Genomic DNA, 15,794 nt, shown 5'->3' with positions numbered 1-15,794 from the left:
CCCGCGAAGGTCCGCCGGACACCCCTGGGGACTTTCCGGACAGGCCCTAGATCCGGGTGCCCCGGTCGGCCCCGGACCCGGCCCGATCACGTCCTGGGCGACAAGGGCTACAGCTCCCAAGCCATCCGCGCCTGGCTCCGCCGGCGGGGCATCCCGCACACGATTCCCGAGCGGGTTGACCAGGTCGGCAACCGGGCCGGGCGCGGCAGCCGCGGAGGCCGCCCGCCGGCCTTCGACCGCGAGGCGTACGAGCACCGCAACGTCGTGGAACGGTGCTTCAACCGTCTGAAGCAGTGGCGAGAGATCGCCACCCGCTACGACAAGACCGCCGAGTCCTGCGAAGCAGCTGTCACCCTCGCGTCACTCCTGATGTGGGTGTGACATTTGACGACAGAACCTGGGAGTGGTCGGCAGGGTCTGGGGTCCGCTCGGTGGCGGAGGCAATGGTCTTGGCCGGAGGCTGGGGGAGGTTGGTGCCTTCGACGTCGACGTCGGGAGTGATCCGGTCGAGCCAGCGGGGGAGCGTCCAGGCTCGGTGGCCGAGAAGGGCCATGGCGGCGGGGACGAGGGTCATGCGGACGATGAAGGCGTCGATGAACACGCCGATGGCGAGGGCGAATCCGATGGATTTGATGATCGGGTCGTGGTTGAAGACAAAGCCGCCGAAGACGGCGACCATGATGAGGGCAGCTGCAGTGACGACGCGTCCGCTGGCGGCGACGCCGTGGGTGACCGCTTCGTCGGCGTCACGGGTGTGCTGGAAGTGTTCTCGCATGCGGCTGACGAGGAAGACTTCGTAGTCCATGGCGAGGCCGAACAGGACGCCGATCAGCAGGACGGGGAGGAAGGCGGTGACGGGGCCGGCGGTGGGGATGTCGAGCAGGCCGTTGAGGTGACCGCTCTGGAAAACCCACACGGTGGCACCGAGGGAGGCGGCGATGGAGAGCAGGAACCCGGCGACGGCCTTGAGGGGGACGAGCACGGAGCGGAAGGCGATGGTCAGCAGGGCCAGCGCGAGGATGACGATGATGGCGATGAACAGGGGCAGGGCGTCGGCGAGTTTGGCGGAGACGTCGATGGCGGCGGCGGTGGCGCCGGCGATGTAGAGGGTGGCGCCGTCGCGGGCTGCACCAGCCTTCAGGTCGCGCAGGTGGGCGACGAGGTCGGTGGTGGCCTTGTCGTCGGGGCCGGTGGCAGGGATGACGGGTATGGCGGCGAGGGTGGTGTCACTGTTGGGGATCGGAGTGCCGACGCGGGTGAGGCCGGGGACTCGATCGAGTGAGGTGGCCAGGCGGCCGAGGGCGGCCTCGCGGTCGATGGCCGGGATGCGGCTGGTGTCGACCACCGCGGTGAGGGTGGCGTTGAAGCCGGGGCCGAAGCCCTTGGTGAGCAGGTCGTAGCTCTTGTGCTGGGTGGTGGTGGCGGGCTGGGAGGCGTGGCTGGGCAGGCCCAGGCGCAGGTCCTTGGCGGGCATGGCCACGGCGAGGAGTCCGAGGGTTCCGGCCAGCAGGACCAGCAGGGGCTTGCGAGTGACGGTGCGGGCCCAGACCAGCGACCAGGTGGTGTCCTTGCGCCTGTTGGTCTTCGGTGCGCGTGGGCGCAGCCGTTCGCCGAGCAGGCCCAGAAGCGCGGGGACGAGCGTGACGGCGATGAGGACCGCGAGCAGCACGGTGGCGGCGGCGGCCAGGCCCATGACGGTGAGGAAGGGGACGCCGGTGACGGCGAGCGCGGCCAGCGCGATGATCACAGTGGCGCCGGCGAAGACGACGGCGCTGCCGGCGGTGGCGGTGGCGCGGGCAGCTGATTCCTCGACATCAGTGTCGGGGTCGGCGAGTTGCTCGCGATGGCGGGCGAGGATGAACAGGGCGTAGTCGATGCCGACGGCCAGGCCGATCATCAGGGCCAGGACGGTGGCGGTGCTGGTCATCTCGACTGCGTTGGCGATGAATTGGACGCCGAGGACACCGATCCCGACGCCGATGAGCGCTGTCAGCAGGGGCAGACCGGCGGCGATGAGGGAGCCGAGGGCGACGGCGAGGACGGCGAAGGCGACGACGACGCCGACGATCTCGGCGGGTCCTCCGACCTCGGTGTCGGGATCCATGACGGAGCCGCCGTACTCGACCTGCAGGCCGGCGTCGCGGGCGGGGGCCAGGGAGCCGGCGAGGGCGTCCTTCGCGGTGTCGGGGATCTCGTCGGCGGCGTCGCGGAACTGGACGTCGGCGAAGGCGATCGTGCGGTCCGGGGAGAGGGTCTGGCTCTTGTAGGGGTCGGTGACGTGGACGACTCCGGGGACCCGGGCTGCCGCGGCGAGGCCACGGCCGACGGCAGCCTTCGCGTTCTCGGCGTCGAGGGTGGCGCCCTGGGGCGCGGCGACGACGATGCGCATGGTGCCGCCCGCGGCCTCGGGCATCTTCTGGCGCAGGAGGCTCTGGGCCTGCTGGGACTCGATGCCGGGGACGGTGAGGTTCTTGCTGACGGGTCCGGCCAGGGACAGGCCGAGGCTGCCGATCAGTGCGAGCAGCAGTAGCCACATGCCTATGACGCGTCCGCGGCGGCGTGCCGCCCAGCGCCCCCACCTGTACAGCACCGATGCCATGACGTCCTCGCTTCCGACGAACCCTGCAAGTTTTTACAGCCTAAAGCATTTTTGCAGTGAGCTGTAAAAATGCTTTCAGGTGTAGGATTTGCGCATGGCTGAGGGTGTGAGAGAGCGCGGCAAGGCTCGGCGCAGGGAAGCGATCCTGCGTGCGGCGTACAAACTGTTCGAGGAGCGCGGGTTCGACGCGACGACGGTCGCCGACGTCGCCGAGGCTGCCGAGGTCTCGCCGCGCACCGTGACGCTGTACTTCCCCACGAAGCTGGACCTGGCCACCTCGCGCCTGGAGGAGTTCACCGGGCAGCTGAGCCGGGCGCTCGCCGAACGGGACGAGGGCCTCAGCACGCTGGGTGCGCTGGAGGCGTGGCTGCGCCAGCACCTCGCCGAGAGCGACGAAACGGCCGAGCTGGACATGCTGTGGGATCGGATGATCGACCGGAACCCGCAACTCCGGGCAATCGCCAACAGTCGCTTCACCCAGGTGATCCAGAACGGCGCACGGATCTTCGCCGCCGAGCGGGGAGCTGATCCCGACTCGTTCGCACCTCGGATGGTCGCAGCGGCCTCAGCGGCGGTGGTCGCCGAGGTGTGCCTGAACCACCCGATGCAGGAGAGCATCGACTCCGCCATCGCGTTCCTGGTCGGCGGCATCGCAGCATTGCCCGCTGGGTCATTGGACTGACCCAGACGCTCCGCCGGCTCCCTGAGCGAGGAGCATTCCGATGCCCTCGCGCCGCGCTTCGGCCGACACCACCGGCATCGGCCGAAGCGCGGCAGCCGTCGTACCGCCGGTCATCCTGCGCTTGCGCATCCCGGCCCCTGCGGGCGCGGGGGTGCGGCACCTGACGTCATTCCGCGTGACGGGGCAGGCGATCCGCTGATCGGCAGGGCGCACCCGAAGACGCCCCGTGCTTCAGAGGCTCGCACCCGGCGGGCTTCGCCGCGCCCTCGGCTGAACGGCCGGATGAGACCTTGTCCTGCCCCTTCCGGTGGCGTCAGGGGTGTCCGCGCCATGGGAGAACCTTGAGGGCGATGCCGATCTCGACGGCGTGCCGGGCGAGGAGGCACGGCAGGGGCCGGCCTGCGCGGGCGGGGCGGCGCGGGAGCGCGTCGCAGCGGACAAAGAGAAAGGCGGCGTTGCACCGCCCCTTGATGAAGGCGCACAGGGTCTCGATGGCCCAGGCGGCGCCGCCTGCAGCGCCCGAGCCTTGCGGCCGAGGGGAAGGTACCTCGCGGCGTACGGAGAGGGAGGATGGCTCCTCAGGGTGCGAGTCCGGACGCGGAGGCGCCCGTCCCCGTATATCCGGCCGCCTCCGCGTCCGGACTCGCGCCTGTGCGGTCGATCAGCAGGTCAGCGAGGCGGTCGAGGTCGGCGGCCATGTCGATCTCGGGGTTGAGCAGCCATTGGAGCTGGAGCCCGTCGGTCGCCGCGATGAGGATGCGCGCGGCCCAGGCCGGATCGACGGGTCCCGCCGCCGAGGTGGAGCCGAGGCGGGACCCGGCGCCGGTGGCCTCCCGGCCCCGCTCGGCCGCCCTGTCCGTGAGAGCGGCCGTCAGTTCGGTGCGGAAACGCTCGTAGCGCCGGGTGAAGAAGTCGTGGGCAGGGTGCTCGGGTTCGGCCGCCGCCGCGGCGAGGTCGACGAAAAGCTTGACCAGGCCGGGGGTCGCTGCGTTCTGCGCCAGCATGTCCGCGTAGCCGGCGCCGGGCTTCTCGAAGGAACCGTAGACCTCGGTGCCGGCCGCGTCGCGGGCTTCCAGCACAGCGGTGAGCAGGGCCTCACGGCCGCCGAAGTGATGCAGGACTCCCGCGTCCGTCATGCCGGCGCGCTGAGCGATGTCCCGTACCGACACCTTGCGGCTGCCCGCCTCCGCGTACGCCGCCAGCGCGGCCTCGATGATCTTCTGCCGCTTCGCCGCGGTCTTCGCGTACGGGCCCCTGGGAGTGCTCATGGAGAGGAGTCTAACGAGCCTCCAATCAAAACCTTGACCATCAATGTTTTCGTTGGTTACCTTGAGGAAACTTGCACGCCACACGGCAGGTAGGAGCCGTCCGTGATCCGCACCCCACCCGCCGGTCCGACGTCGGTCGAAGACGTCACCGACACCGAGAAGCCCCCCGCGAGAGCCGCCCGGCTGGGCCCCCTGCTCGCCGCCACCCATCTGAGCTGGGCACTTCCCGCCGCCGGCGGCCTGACCCTCCTCCAGGCACGTCTGGAGGAGCTCGACCCCGCCACCAAACTCACCCACTTCGCCGTCCTGGCCACGGTCGGAGCGGCCACCGCCCTGGTCGCCAACATCACCTTCGGCCTCCTGTCGGACCGCACCCGCTCCCGCCACGGCCGCCGCAACCCGTGGATCGCCGCCGGCGGCCTCGCCGCCGCCTGCTGCCTCAGCGCCGTGTCCTTCGCGGACGGCTTCGCCGGGCTCCTCATCCTGGTCGTGGCGTTCCAGATCGCACTCAACGCGATGCTGGCTCCGCTGTACGCGGTGCTTCCCGACCGGGTCCCGTCGGAGCGCCTGGGGAAGGCGTCAGCCTGGACCGGCCTCGGCACGCTGGTCGGGCAGAGCCTCGGCGCGGTCGCGGCCGGCGCGCTGGTCACCGCACCGACGCTGGGACTCAGGTGGCTGCCCTGGCTGATCGCGGCGGGCGCCCTGCTGTTCTTCCTCGCCGCCCCGGACACGTCCTCCAGGGACCTGACCCGCCCGCCGTTCTCCCTTCGGGAGCTGGGCCGGGGCATGCTGCCGCCGAAGGACGCCGACTTCTTCTGGGCGCTGGGCGGACGGCTGCTCGCCCTGCTCGGGATCAACCTCGTCCTCGTCTACCAGCTGTACACGCTGACCGACCACCTGCACCTGACCACCGCCCACGCCGGCTCGGTCATCGCGCTGGGTGCGATCGTCTCCGCGCTCGCGACCGGCACCGCCATCGCCGTGTGCGGGCCCCTCTCGGACCGGCTCCGGCGCCGCAAGGTGTTCATCCTGGCCGGCACCGCCGTCATGGCCGCCGCGATCCTTCCCCTGGTGCTCGCCCCGGCCCTGTGGTCCTTCTACTTCTTCACCGGCGCCGCGGCCCTCGGCCTGGGCTGCTTCGGCGCGGTCGACCAGGCCCTCGTCTCCGAGGTGCTGCCCCACCAGGAGAACCGCGCCAAGGACCTCGGCTTCCTCAACATCGCCAACACCCTGCCACAACTGCTCGCACCGATCACCGCGAGCGTGGTCGTGCCCGCCTTCGGATACCCGGCACTGTTCGTCCTCGCCATCGTCCTCACCCTCATCGGCGGACTCTGTGTCCTGCCGCTGCGCCGCGTCGCCTGACGCCCGCCGGCCCTCCCCTCTCCACGGCATCACCATCCCCTTCCCGCACAGGAGCAAGCACCATGTCTGACCCCCGCACCACCCTGCCCGAGGGCTTCCTCTGGGGGGCCTCCACGGCCGCCCACCAGACCGAGGGCGCCAACCACAACAGCGACTGGTGGGAGCTGGAACACCTCGCCCTGGAACACGGCATCGGGCACATCGAAGAGCCCAGCGGCGACGCCTGCGACAGCTTCCACCGCTGGCCCGAGGACATGGACCTGCTCGCTGCGCTCGGCTTCACCGACTACCGGTTCAGCATCGAGTGGGCCCGCATCGAGCCGGCCCCCGGCGAGATCTCCCACGCCGCGATCGACCACTACCGCCGCATGGTCGAAGGCGCCCGCGCACGCGGCCTGCGCCCGATGGTGACGCTCAACCACTTCACCACGCCGCGCTGGTTCTCCGCCCGGGGCTCGTGGTACGCCGAGGACGCCGTCGACAGCTTCGCCCGCTTCGTCGAGGCCGCCGCCCCGGTCTACGCCGACGGCGTCGAGCACGTCTGCACCATCAACGAACCCAACATGGTCGCCGCCCTGCTGCCCGTCTTGGCCCAGGCTGCCGCAGGCGCACCGTCCGACGTGCTGCCCGAACAACTCGCTAGCACTGGACTGCCCGCGCCGGACGCCCGTCTCACCGAGGTCATGGTCCGCGCCCACCACCGTGCCGTCGAAGTGGTCAAGTCCCACGCACCGCACGTCCGCACTGGCTGGTCCGTCTCCGTCCAGGCATGCCAGGCGCTCGACGGCGCGAAGGCGACCGTCGAAGCGTACAGTCGCCCGCGCCAGGACGTCTTCCTGGAAGCGGCCCGCGACGACGACTGGCTCGGCATCCAGACATACACCCGCGTCGTGGTCGGCCCCGACGGCCTCCTGCCCGTCCCCGAGGACACAGAACGCACCCTCACCGGCTGGGAGTTCTACCCGCAGGCCCTCGGCGAGGCCGTACGCAGGGCCGCCGAGCTCGTCCCCGGCGTCCCGCTCGTCGTGACGGAGAACGGCATCGCCACCGACGACGACACGCGCCGCGTCGCCTACACCTCCGGTGCCCTGGCCGGTCTCGTCGACGCCATGGCCGATGGCGTCGACGTACACGGCTATTTCCACTGGAGCGCCCTCGACAACTACGAGTGGGGCAGCTACCGGCCCACCTTCGGCCTCATCGCCGTCGACCGCACTACCTTCGCCCGCACCCCCAAGCCCTCCGCCAGCTGGCTCGGCACGGCCGGCCGCGACCGCCGTTGGCCCACCGCCTGACGGACGGCACCGGCGGATGCCGAAACCGCGCCCCACCTCGGCATCCGCCTCCCAGGCACATCGAGCGCCCCACCTGCCGAACGGCCCCCGCCCCGGACCTGACACCAGGATCGGGGGCCGTTCCCCCTCCTCTTTCTTCTTCTCTTTCCTCGTTACCCTCGCCCCCAGGAACTCTGCTGCGGCAATCCCACCGCGGTGGCCAACCTCCGCACAAAGGCGAGCGCGTCCTCGGCCTTGACTCCGGCGGCGGCATTGATTTCAAGGGCCTAAAGGGTGTTGCAGAAGGTCGGCTTGGGCGGGCTGGAGTGGTATCTGGCCTGCTGTTTCACCGTGTCATGGCGAGGTTGTGCATGGTGGCGACGGCCTGGACCGCGTGGTGGAGGCCGTCTCCTTTCTGGCGGCAGTCGTGGAGGATCTTCCAGTTCTTCATCCGGGCGAAGGTGTGCTCGACGCGGGCTCGGACGTGCCGGTGTTCGGCGTTGTGTTCCTCCTGGCCGCGCAGGAGGGGGCGGCCGGCTCTCTTGCGGTGCGGGACGATCAGGCCGGTGCCGAGGCAGGCGCTGTTCGCGATCACCGTCGTCCCGGCCGCGGTGGCCGTCAGGCCCGACTCCCGCCAGATGTGGGCGTCGGCCTTGTTGCCCGGTGCGGGCCAGGCCGAGGCGATGACCAGGTGGGTGTCCGAGTCGGTGATGACCTGCACGTTCGCCGAGAATCGGTAGTTGCGGGACGAGGCTCCCACTGTGCGGTCGCGGACCGGGATCAGGGTTCCGTCCACGATCCACAGCCGGTCCACGCCGGCGACCGGCCGCAGGGCCGCTTCCAGGGCCAGGAGCGGCCGCAGGCGGTGGATGACCCGGCAGACGGTGGCAGCGCAGATCCCGAAGAGCGGGGCGAGCTGCCGCATGGTGAGGTTGGTGCGGTAGTAGACGGCCACCGGCAGGACCCGGTCTGCCAGAGGCAGGCACCACGGCCGGCCACCACCGGGACCGTTCCCGCCCCGCTCCTTCACCACTTTCACAAGCTTCGCGAACCGGTCGATCCGCAAGCCCGTGAAACGTCTCGACCCACACCGGCTCGGCCCGCAACACCCCACCCATACAAGGGAAATGCCTGGAACCGAGCCTTCTGCAACCCTCTTTAGGGACGCAGGACGATCTTGCCGGTGGTGCGGCGGGCCAGGAGGTCGGCGTGGGCGGTGCGGGCCTCGGTGAGTGGATACGAGGGGCCCGCCACCGGGCGCAGCCGTCCCCGGAGCGTCAGGTCGAACAGCTCCGCGAGCGGTTCGGCGAAGGCCCCCGGGCGGGCCAGGGTCGGGCGCAGCCAGAAGCCGACGACGGCGGCGTTCAGCCGGCCGAGGCGGCCGGGGTCGAGGGCGGCGAACGCGGTGCGCGAGGCGTTTCCGTAGGTGACGAGGCGGCCGAAGTCGGCCAGGGAGTCCAGCGCGTGCGCGAACAGCGCGCCGCCCGCCGCGTCCAGGATGACGTCCGCCCGCCGCTCCAGCGGATAGCGGACCGCCTCGTCGGCGCCCAGCTCCAGGGCGAGGCGCTCCTTCTCGGGCGTCGACGCCTGGGCGAGGACGCGACCGGCGCCGAACTCCCGGGCCAGCTGGACCGCGAGGCTGCCCACACCGCCCGCCGCGGAGTGCACGACGACGCTCTCGCCGTCGCGCAGCCGGGCCGCCGAGCGCAGCAGGTGCCAGGCGGTCAGCCCCTGCGTCAGGAGGGCGAGGGCCCGGGCGGCGTCCAGCTCCTCGGGAACCTCGACGAGGGCGGACTCCTTGGCGAGGGCCCACTCGGCGTAGCCGCCGGTGGCCTTGGCCAGGACCCGCCGGCCGTCCGGGGTCCGGCCGACGACCTCGCCGCCGGGGACGTACGGCAGCAGGGAGGCGTCCAGGTAGGAGCCGTCCGCCTGGAGCACGTCGGCGAAGTTGACGCCCGCGGCCTCCACGGCGATCAGGACGTCGCCGGGGCCGGGCTCCGGGGCGGGGACGTCGACGGGGGTGAGCACTTCGGGACCGCCGAAACGGTCGAACCGTATCGCGAGCATGATCGGCACGGTACCGGCCGGCGGGCGCCGGCGGCCGGGGTTCCGGCCCTTCCGCCGCCGCCTGCCGCCCGGGTCCGGCTCAGACGCGCCGGCGGACCCGCCAGAGCCACGCGGCGGAGGCGGCCAGCACGACGAGCGTCACCAGGTTCGCCACCAGGGCCGGGGCGTCGCCCGCCGGGGCGATGGTGGTCTCCTCCCAGAGGAGGTTGGCGACGCTCGACAGCACGATGGTGAGCACCACGCCGACGACCTTCTGGACCGGGGTCCAGAAGACCGAGGTGCACAGGAGGACCGCGCCGACGATGCGGACCAGGCCGACGGCGAGCTGGGGCGCGGCGGAGTCGGTCAGGAGCGCGGTGGAGAGCGTGCCGAGGACGAAGGGCACGGTGAGCAGCAGCAGCGGCACCAGGGGGTGGACCCTGCCGCGCCGGGCGGGCTCCTCCGGGGGCCGGCCCCAGGCCGCCGCGGTCCCGCCGCCCGCCTCCGCCAGCGCCGTCGCCGCGATCACCCGCGGGTCGCCCAGCTCGGCCAGGACCTCGCCGTCCGTCGCGCCGGGGTGTTCGGCGCGGGTCACCGCGATGTGCTCGGCGAGGTCGGCGAGGAGCTCCTGGCGGCGGTCGGCGGGAAGCGTGGAGACCTCGCGCTCGACGGCGGCGAGGTAGTCGCGGACGGGGTCGGTGGGGGTCTTCATGCGAGGTCTCCGGTGGTGGGGTGGGGGAGGGTCAGGAAGGCGTCGACGGTGTCGCGGAAGTCGGGCCAGACGTGCGTGAACTCGTCGAGCGCGGCCCGGCCGCCGTCGGTGAGCGCGTAGTAGCGCCGGGGCGGTCCGGAGGCGGACTCCTGCCAGGTGGTGGTGACCAGGCCGTCCCGGCGGAGCCGGGAGAGCAGCGGATAGACCGTGCCCTGGCTGGTGGCCAGGGCACCGGATTCGCCCAGGGCGTGGAGGAGCTCCACGCCGTAGCGGGGACGGTCCCGCATGAGGGCGAGTACGCAGTACTCCATGACCCCCTTGCGCAGCTGGGCGGCCGCGCGGGCCTGCTTAGTGGCATCGCCTGGTTCCATGCGATACAAGGTACCTGGTCGTGCGACGGAGATGAACAGGGGGGTTCCGTTTTCCTCCGCGAGGGGCGCGATCAGCCACCGCACGGCATGTGACCTGCTGTTTCGCGGCGCGCGGTCTTCCGCAGGGAGACGTGGAACCGGGCCGGGGCGCCGGTGACGGCGCCCCGGCCCGGCCGGGGAGGAGGAAGAGGAGCGGGGGCGCGGGGCTAGGAGAGGGCCGCCAGGTCGTCCTGCCGGCTGTCGTAGGAAGCGCGGGCCGCCGCGATCTCCTCCTGGTGGTCCTCGGTCCAGTCCACGAGGGCCTGGATCGTGGCGTGCAGGGTGGCCCCCAGCGGGGTCAGGGTGTACTCCACGCGCGGCGGGACCACGGGGTGGACGGTACGCGTGACCAGCCCGTCCCGCTCCAGCTGGCGCAGGGTCACCGTCAGCATGCGCTGGCTGATGCCCTCGATGCGACGGCGCAGTTCGGAGAAGCGCAGGGTCTGGCGCTCCAGGTGCGCTATGGCGAGCAGCGACCACTTGTCGGCGACCCGGTCGAGGATCTGCCGGACCTCACACCCTTCCCGGGTGTCCCACTGGCGGACGTCGTAGTCCTGCTCGGTACCCGTGCAGTGACTCGGTGACTTTAAAGTGCGTTCTTCCATGCCTCCCAACGGTGCCCCATGATGCGAGTGGTTACAAGCGGGAACCGGCAGGCTTTTTCGTAACTGCCCCTTCCTGCCCCGCTCCTCACGCGGTCTTCAAGGCAACTGCAAGTCCGCATGACGAGGATGCGCACGGTTCCCTCTGGTTATTCCTTCGCGTACAAGGAGAAAATTCTGTGTCCACACTGCAATCCCCCTCGAACAGCGGCACTGACCGCATGAGCGGACGCGCGTGGGGCGTACTGTTCGTGCTGTGTGGCGCGATCTTCCTCGAAGGCATCGACGTCGCCATGCTGAATGTGGCGCTGCCCTCGATCCGCGAGGACCTGGGCATGTCCACCGGCATGCTCCAGTGGGTGATGAGCGCCTACGTGCTGGGCTACGGCGGCTTCATGCTCCTGGGAGGCCGGGCCGCCGACCTCTTCGGCCGCCGCCAGATGTTCGTCTTCTGGCTCGTGGTCTTCCTGCTCTTCTCCGGACTGGGCGGCTTCGCCACCGAGGGCTGGATGCTGATCGTCGCCCGGTTCGTGACCGGTGTCGCCGCGGCCTTCATGACCCCGGCGGGCCTGTCGATCATCACCACCAGCTTCGAGGAGGGCCCGCAGCGCAACAAGGCCCTGCTCGTCTACTCCGGCACCGCGGCCGGCGGCTTCTCCATCGGCCTCGTCGTCGGCGGTCTGCTGACGGCCGTCGACTGGCGCTGGGTCTTCTTCGCCCCGGTCATCCTCACCCTGCTCATCCTGATCGCCGCCGTCACCCTCATCCCCAAGTCGCCGCGCCCCGACCGCACCGGTCAGAGCATCGACCTGGGCGGCGCGATCACCGTCACCGCCGCCATCCTGCTCCTCGTCCTCGGCGTCGAGCGGGCCGCGCACGCCACGGGCGGCTGGACCGCCGGCACCATCGGCGCCAGCCTCCTGCTGTTCCTCGTCTTCATCCTCATCGAGCGCAAGTCGTCCTCGCCGCTGGTCCGCCTGGGCATCTTCCGCAACGGCGGACTGGTCCGCGCCAACCTCTCCGGCATGCTCTTCGCCGCGGGCTTCTTCGGCTTCCAGTTCGTCGCCGTGCTCTACCTCCAGGAACTGCGCGGCTGGTCGACCCTGGAGACCAGCTTCGCCCTCATCGTCATCGGCATCGACGCCATCCTCTCGCCGACCCTGACGCCCAAGCTGGTCGCCAAGTTCGGCAACGCCCGGGTCATCTTCGGCGGCCTGCTCCTCGCCGCCCTCTCGTACGCCCTCTTCCTGCCGGTCCGCGCCGACTGGACGTACCTGGCGATGTTCCCGAGCCTGATCATCCTGGGCCTGGCCTTCTCCCTGGCGTACGGACCGCTCACCATCGTCGCCACCGAGGGCATCGACGAGGAGGAGCAGGGCGTCGCGGGCGGCCTGCTGTACACCTCCTTCCAGTTCGGTGCCGCGCTCGGCCTGTCCTCCGTGGCCGCCGTGAACATCGGCGCCACCGACGGCACCTCGCCGGCCGCGCTCCTGGACGGCTACCAGGCCGCCCTGATCGTGCCGCTGGTCGCCGCCCTGGTCGCCGCCTTCATCAGCGCCTTCGGGCTCCGCAGCCGCTCCGGCATCGAGGAGTCCGGGCCGGCCGCGGAGGCGGTCACCGAGACCAAGTCGGCCCAGCCCGTCGAAGCGGGCCGGTAACCGGCCGGATCCTCCCGGGGGCGGGTTCTCCCGCCCCCGGAAACACCGCGGCGCCGCGCCGTGGAAAGCGCCGGACGGAAATCCGGCACAAGGACCGCATTGCCCTGGCCTTCACATCCCCCGCAGGCCAGGGCGATGCGCTTTTTCTTTACGAGGGGCTTTTTCCGGAACGGTTTCCGGAAAGGGCCCCTCGTCTCATCTTCCGGTAACCGCCAGGAAACACCCGGGGAAATTCCCGGCGGGAACGTCCGATGACTCCCGCATGACCTCGCACCGAGAGAATGAGGACGTCGCCGGGCGCCCCGAGAAAAGGCCGCCCGAATCGCTGCGGAAGATTCTGAGGAGACAGGATGACCACGACCGACAGCGCCGTCGCCACGGTGCTGGACGAGGTGACGGCCCTCGCCGACACGCTGCGCAAGAGCGGACCCGAGGCCGAGGAGCGTCGCTGGATCCCGGACGAGAACGTCGAACTGCTCGACAAGGCGGGCGTGTTCCGCCTCTCCGTCCCGCGCCGCTTCGGCGGCCTCGACGCCTCCGTCGCCGACCAGACCCGCGTCCTCGGCGAGATCGCCCGCGCCGACACGGCCACCGGCTGGGTCTCGATGATCTGGGTCTCCTCCGCCTGGGTCCCGAGCCTCTTCCCCGACAAGGCGCAGGAGGAGGTGTACGCGAACGGCTCCGTCCGCGTCTCCACCGGGTTCACGCCGACCGGCACCCTCACCCCCACCGAGGGCGGCTACACCCTCGACGGCTCCTGGAAGTGGATCTCCGGCTCCCGGGGCGCCGACTGGGCCCTGCTGTCCGCGCTGCTCACCGGCCCGGACGGCACCCCGGCCCCCTTCGCCGCGCTGGTCCCCTTCAGCGAGGTCACCATCGCCGACGACTGGCACGCCTCCGCCGCCGCCGGCACCGGCAGCTCCACCGTCACCGCGGCCGGCGTGACCGTCCCGGCCCACCGGGTGGTCAGCCTCATCGAGGTCCTCGGCGGCGTCACCGGAGACCGGTCCAACACCGGCGCCACCGGCCGCAACTACGCCTTCGTCCCCTTCTTCATGGCCCAGGGCGCCGCCGCCTACCTGGGCATCGCCAAGGGCGCCTACGAGCTGTTCCTGGACCGCCTGCCGGGCCGGGGCATCACGTACACCTCCTGGACCGACCAGAGCCAGTCCCCGGTCACCCAGGTCCAGGTCGCCGTCGCCGCCAACAAGATCGCGGCGGCCGAGGCCCTCCAGGAGGGCTGGCTGCGCGAGCTCCAGAAGCACGCGGACGCCGGTACGGCCCCGTCGGTGGAGGAGCGCGCCGCCGCCCGCGGCCGCGCCGCCTACGCCATCCAGCTCGCGAAGGAGGCCGTCGACGGCCTCTTCGAGGCGAGCGGCGCCTCGGTGATCATGCGGGACGTGCCGTTCCAGCGCTACCACCGCGACCTGCGCGGCCTGTCCCTGCACGCGCTGTTCGCCTTCCACACCAACCAGGAGGTCCACGGCCGGGCCATCCTCGGCCTGGCCCCCGACACCCCCTTCCTCTGACCGGCCTCTCCGGCGGCCGGAGCATCCCCCCTTCCCCCTTTCCGGCCACCGGAGCACCCACCGGGCCGCCCGACCCCCACGGGCGGCCCGGTTCCATACCCCCACACCCTCACCCCCCACACCCCGTCCTTTTGCCCCGAACTCCCTTGAAAACCCGAAGAATCCGCAGGAAGGCTTCCGCGATGACAGACAAGACCGTTCTCGTCCTGGGCGGTACGGGCAAGACCGGCCGCCGCGTGGTGGACCGGCTGAAGGAGCGCGGTGCCGCCGTCCGCGCCGCGAGCCGCTCCTCGGCCGTCCGCTTCGACTGGGACGACCGCACGACCTGGGCCCCCGCGTTCACCGGCGTCGACGCGGCCTACCTCGTCGACGCGCAGGACAAGCCCGGAGCCTGGGACGCCGAGGCCGCGATACGCGAACTGTCCGGCCTGGCCGTCGACGCGGGCGTACGCCGTCTGGTCCTCCTCCAGGCCCGCGTCACCGAACGCGTCGGAGGCAAGTCGCTCATCGCCGGCGAGAGCGCCGTGCGCGAGTCCGGCGCCGAGTGGACCGTGCTGCGCCCCAACTGGTTCTTCCAGAACTTCGACGAGGGCGTCCTCCTGGACGGCGTCCGCTCCGGCACCGTCGCCCTGCCCGCGGGCTCCGGCCGCGAGCCCTTCGTGGACACCGACGACGTCGCCGCCGTCGCCGTCGCCGCTCTGCTCGACGAGGGACACGCCGGACAGACCTACGAGCTGAGCGGCGCCCGCTCCCTCACCCTCGACGAGGCCGTCGGCGAGATCGCCCGCGCCACCGGCCGGGACATCCGCTACACGGCGGTCGACCACCAGGCGTACGTGGACGAGCTGATCGGCTACGACGTACCCGCCGACTACGCCCTCTTCGTCGCCGACCTGGTCGCCCAGATCCGCGACAACAAGAACGCCGAGCCCACCGACACCGTGCGCCGGGTCCTGGGCCGCGAGCCCCGGGACTTCTCCGACTTCGTGAAGGACGCCGCCGCCCGGGGCGTCTGGGACGTCTGAGCACCGCCCTGCACCCGCACACCGGCCCCCACGACCCGCCCGGGTCCGTGGGGGCCGACGCGTGTGCCCGGGCCGTCTCCGGACACGCGGAAGGGCCCCGGGCGGTGGTCCGCCCGGGGCCCTCGGCACGTACTCTCCGTCAGACCTTGATGTCGCAGATGGTGGCGCCGGAGGTGAGGGAGGCGCCGACTTCGGCGGTGAGGCCGGTGATGGTGCCGGTCTTGTGGGCGTTGAGGGGCTGTTCCATCTTCATGGCTTCCAGGACGACGATGAGGTCGCCTTCCTGGACTTCCTGGCCGTCTTCGACGGCGACCTTGACGATGGTGCCCTGCATGGGGGAGGCGAGGGTGTCACCGGAGGCGGTGGGCCCGGACTTCTTCGCGGCGCGCCGCTTGGGCTTGGCGCCGGCGGCGAGTCCGGTGCGGGCCAGGCTCATGCCCAGGGAGGAGGGCAGGGAGACTTCCAGGCGCTTGCCGCCGACCTCGACGACGATGGTCTCGCGTCCGGTCTCGTCCTCGCCCTCGTCACCGCCGGGGGTGGCGGGGGCGAAGGGTTTGATGTCGTTGGTGAACTCGGTCTCGATCCAGCGGGTGTGGATGCGGAAGGGGTCGGTGGTGAAGGCGG

At 71.3% G+C, this 15,794-nt stretch carries 13 protein-coding genes and 2 pseudogenes; 7 read left to right on the top strand and 8 right to left on the bottom strand.

The window, feature by feature from the left end:
- Positions 1 to 45: 45 nt before the first annotated feature.
- Positions 46 to 381: pseudogene (locus IE219_RS31820) on the top strand (transposase); the annotation flags it as partial.
- Here IE219_RS31820 and IE219_RS19550 read toward each other — a convergent pair.
- Complete coding sequence (locus IE219_RS19550) at positions 350 to 2,599, bottom strand: MMPL family transporter (RefSeq protein WP_189979189.1); 2,250 nt, start codon at positions 2,597 to 2,599, stop codon at positions 350 to 352. The pseudogene IE219_RS31820 and the gene IE219_RS19550 overlap by 32 nt on opposite strands.
- A gap of 94 nt (positions 2,600 to 2,693) precedes the next feature.
- Here IE219_RS19550 and IE219_RS19545 point away from each other — a divergent pair, with 94 nt between their 5' ends.
- On the top strand, positions 2,694 to 3,281 hold the full coding sequence (locus IE219_RS19545; protein ID WP_189979187.1) for a TetR/AcrR family transcriptional regulator: 588 nt from the start codon (positions 2,694 to 2,696) through the stop codon (positions 3,279 to 3,281).
- A 578-nt stretch (positions 3,282 to 3,859) separates the two neighbouring features.
- Here the strand turns inward: IE219_RS19545 and IE219_RS19540 are convergent.
- Positions 3,860 to 4,549 carry a TetR family transcriptional regulator gene (locus tag IE219_RS19540; protein WP_189979186.1) on the bottom strand — a complete coding sequence of 230 codons (690 nt, stop codon included), beginning with the start codon at positions 4,547 to 4,549 and terminating at the stop codon, positions 3,860 to 3,862.
- Positions 4,550 to 4,651: 102 nt separating this feature from the next.
- Here IE219_RS19540 and IE219_RS19535 point away from each other — a divergent pair, with 102 nt between their 5' ends.
- Both IE219_RS19535 and IE219_RS19530 read left to right on the top strand, forming a co-directional pair.
- Entirely contained in the window at positions 4,652 to 5,914 is a 1,263-nt protein-coding gene (locus IE219_RS19535; RefSeq protein ID WP_189979184.1) for an MFS transporter, read from the top strand.
- A 62-nt stretch (positions 5,915 to 5,976) separates the two neighbouring features.
- A complete protein-coding gene (locus IE219_RS19530; RefSeq protein WP_189979182.1) occupies positions 5,977 to 7,209 on the top strand; it encodes a glycoside hydrolase family 1 protein in 1,233 nt (410 codons plus the stop codon).
- Between the two features lie 325 nt (positions 7,210 to 7,534).
- Here IE219_RS19530 and IE219_RS19525 read toward each other — a convergent pair.
- From IE219_RS19525 to IE219_RS19505, 5 genes and pseudogenes are all read right to left on the bottom strand, one after another.
- Positions 7,535 to 8,306, bottom strand: a pseudogene (locus IE219_RS19525) (transposase family protein).
- Between the two features lie 40 nt (positions 8,307 to 8,346).
- Positions 8,347 to 9,255, bottom strand: a complete 909-nt coding sequence (locus tag IE219_RS19520; RefSeq protein ID WP_189979181.1) for a quinone oxidoreductase family protein — start codon at positions 9,253 to 9,255, stop codon at positions 8,347 to 8,349.
- Between the two features lie 79 nt (positions 9,256 to 9,334).
- On the bottom strand, positions 9,335 to 9,946 hold the full coding sequence (locus tag IE219_RS19515) for an HAAS signaling domain-containing protein (protein WP_189979178.1): 612 nt from the start codon (positions 9,944 to 9,946) through the stop codon (positions 9,335 to 9,337).
- A complete protein-coding gene (locus IE219_RS19510; protein WP_189979177.1) occupies positions 9,943 to 10,317 on the bottom strand; it encodes a PadR family transcriptional regulator in 375 nt (124 codons plus the stop codon). Before IE219_RS19510 ends, IE219_RS19515 begins: the two co-directional genes overlap by 4 nt.
- 206 nt (positions 10,318 to 10,523) lie before the next feature.
- A complete protein-coding gene (locus IE219_RS19505) occupies positions 10,524 to 10,961 on the bottom strand; it encodes a winged helix-turn-helix transcriptional regulator (protein WP_189979175.1) in 438 nt (145 codons plus the stop codon).
- 218 nt (positions 10,962 to 11,179) lie between these two features.
- Between IE219_RS19505 and IE219_RS19500 the strand changes: the two genes are divergently transcribed.
- The 3 genes from IE219_RS19500 to IE219_RS19490 all read left to right on the top strand — a co-directional run bounded on the left by IE219_RS19500 (position 11,180) and on the right by IE219_RS19490 (position 15,170).
- Positions 11,180 to 12,616 (top strand): MFS transporter, encoded by a 1,437-nt coding sequence (locus IE219_RS19500; RefSeq protein WP_189979173.1) that lies wholly within the window; start codon positions 11,180 to 11,182, stop codon positions 12,614 to 12,616.
- A 350-nt stretch (positions 12,617 to 12,966) separates the two neighbouring features.
- On the top strand, positions 12,967 to 14,145 hold the full coding sequence (locus IE219_RS19495; protein WP_189979171.1) for an acyl-CoA dehydrogenase family protein: 1,179 nt from the start codon (positions 12,967 to 12,969) through the stop codon (positions 14,143 to 14,145).
- Positions 14,146 to 14,327: 182 nt separating this feature from the next.
- A complete protein-coding gene (locus IE219_RS19490) occupies positions 14,328 to 15,170 on the top strand; it encodes an NmrA family NAD(P)-binding protein (RefSeq protein ID WP_189979169.1) in 843 nt (280 codons plus the stop codon).
- 139 nt (positions 15,171 to 15,309) lie between these two features.
- Here the strand turns inward: IE219_RS19490 and IE219_RS19485 are convergent.
- Positions 15,310 to 15,794, bottom strand: a 485-nt coding sequence (locus IE219_RS19485) for an acyl-CoA carboxylase biotin carboxyl carrier protein subunit (protein ID WP_189979167.1), incomplete at its 5' end; no start/stop codon positions are given.

Origin of the sequence: Streptomyces termitum (assembly GCF_014650175.1) — a bacterium.
GTDB lineage: Bacteria > Actinomycetota > Actinomycetes > Streptomycetales > Streptomycetaceae > Streptomyces > Streptomyces termitum.
The sequence above is the reverse complement of the archived record's forward strand: the minus strand, read 5'-3'. Positions and strand labels throughout refer to the sequence as shown.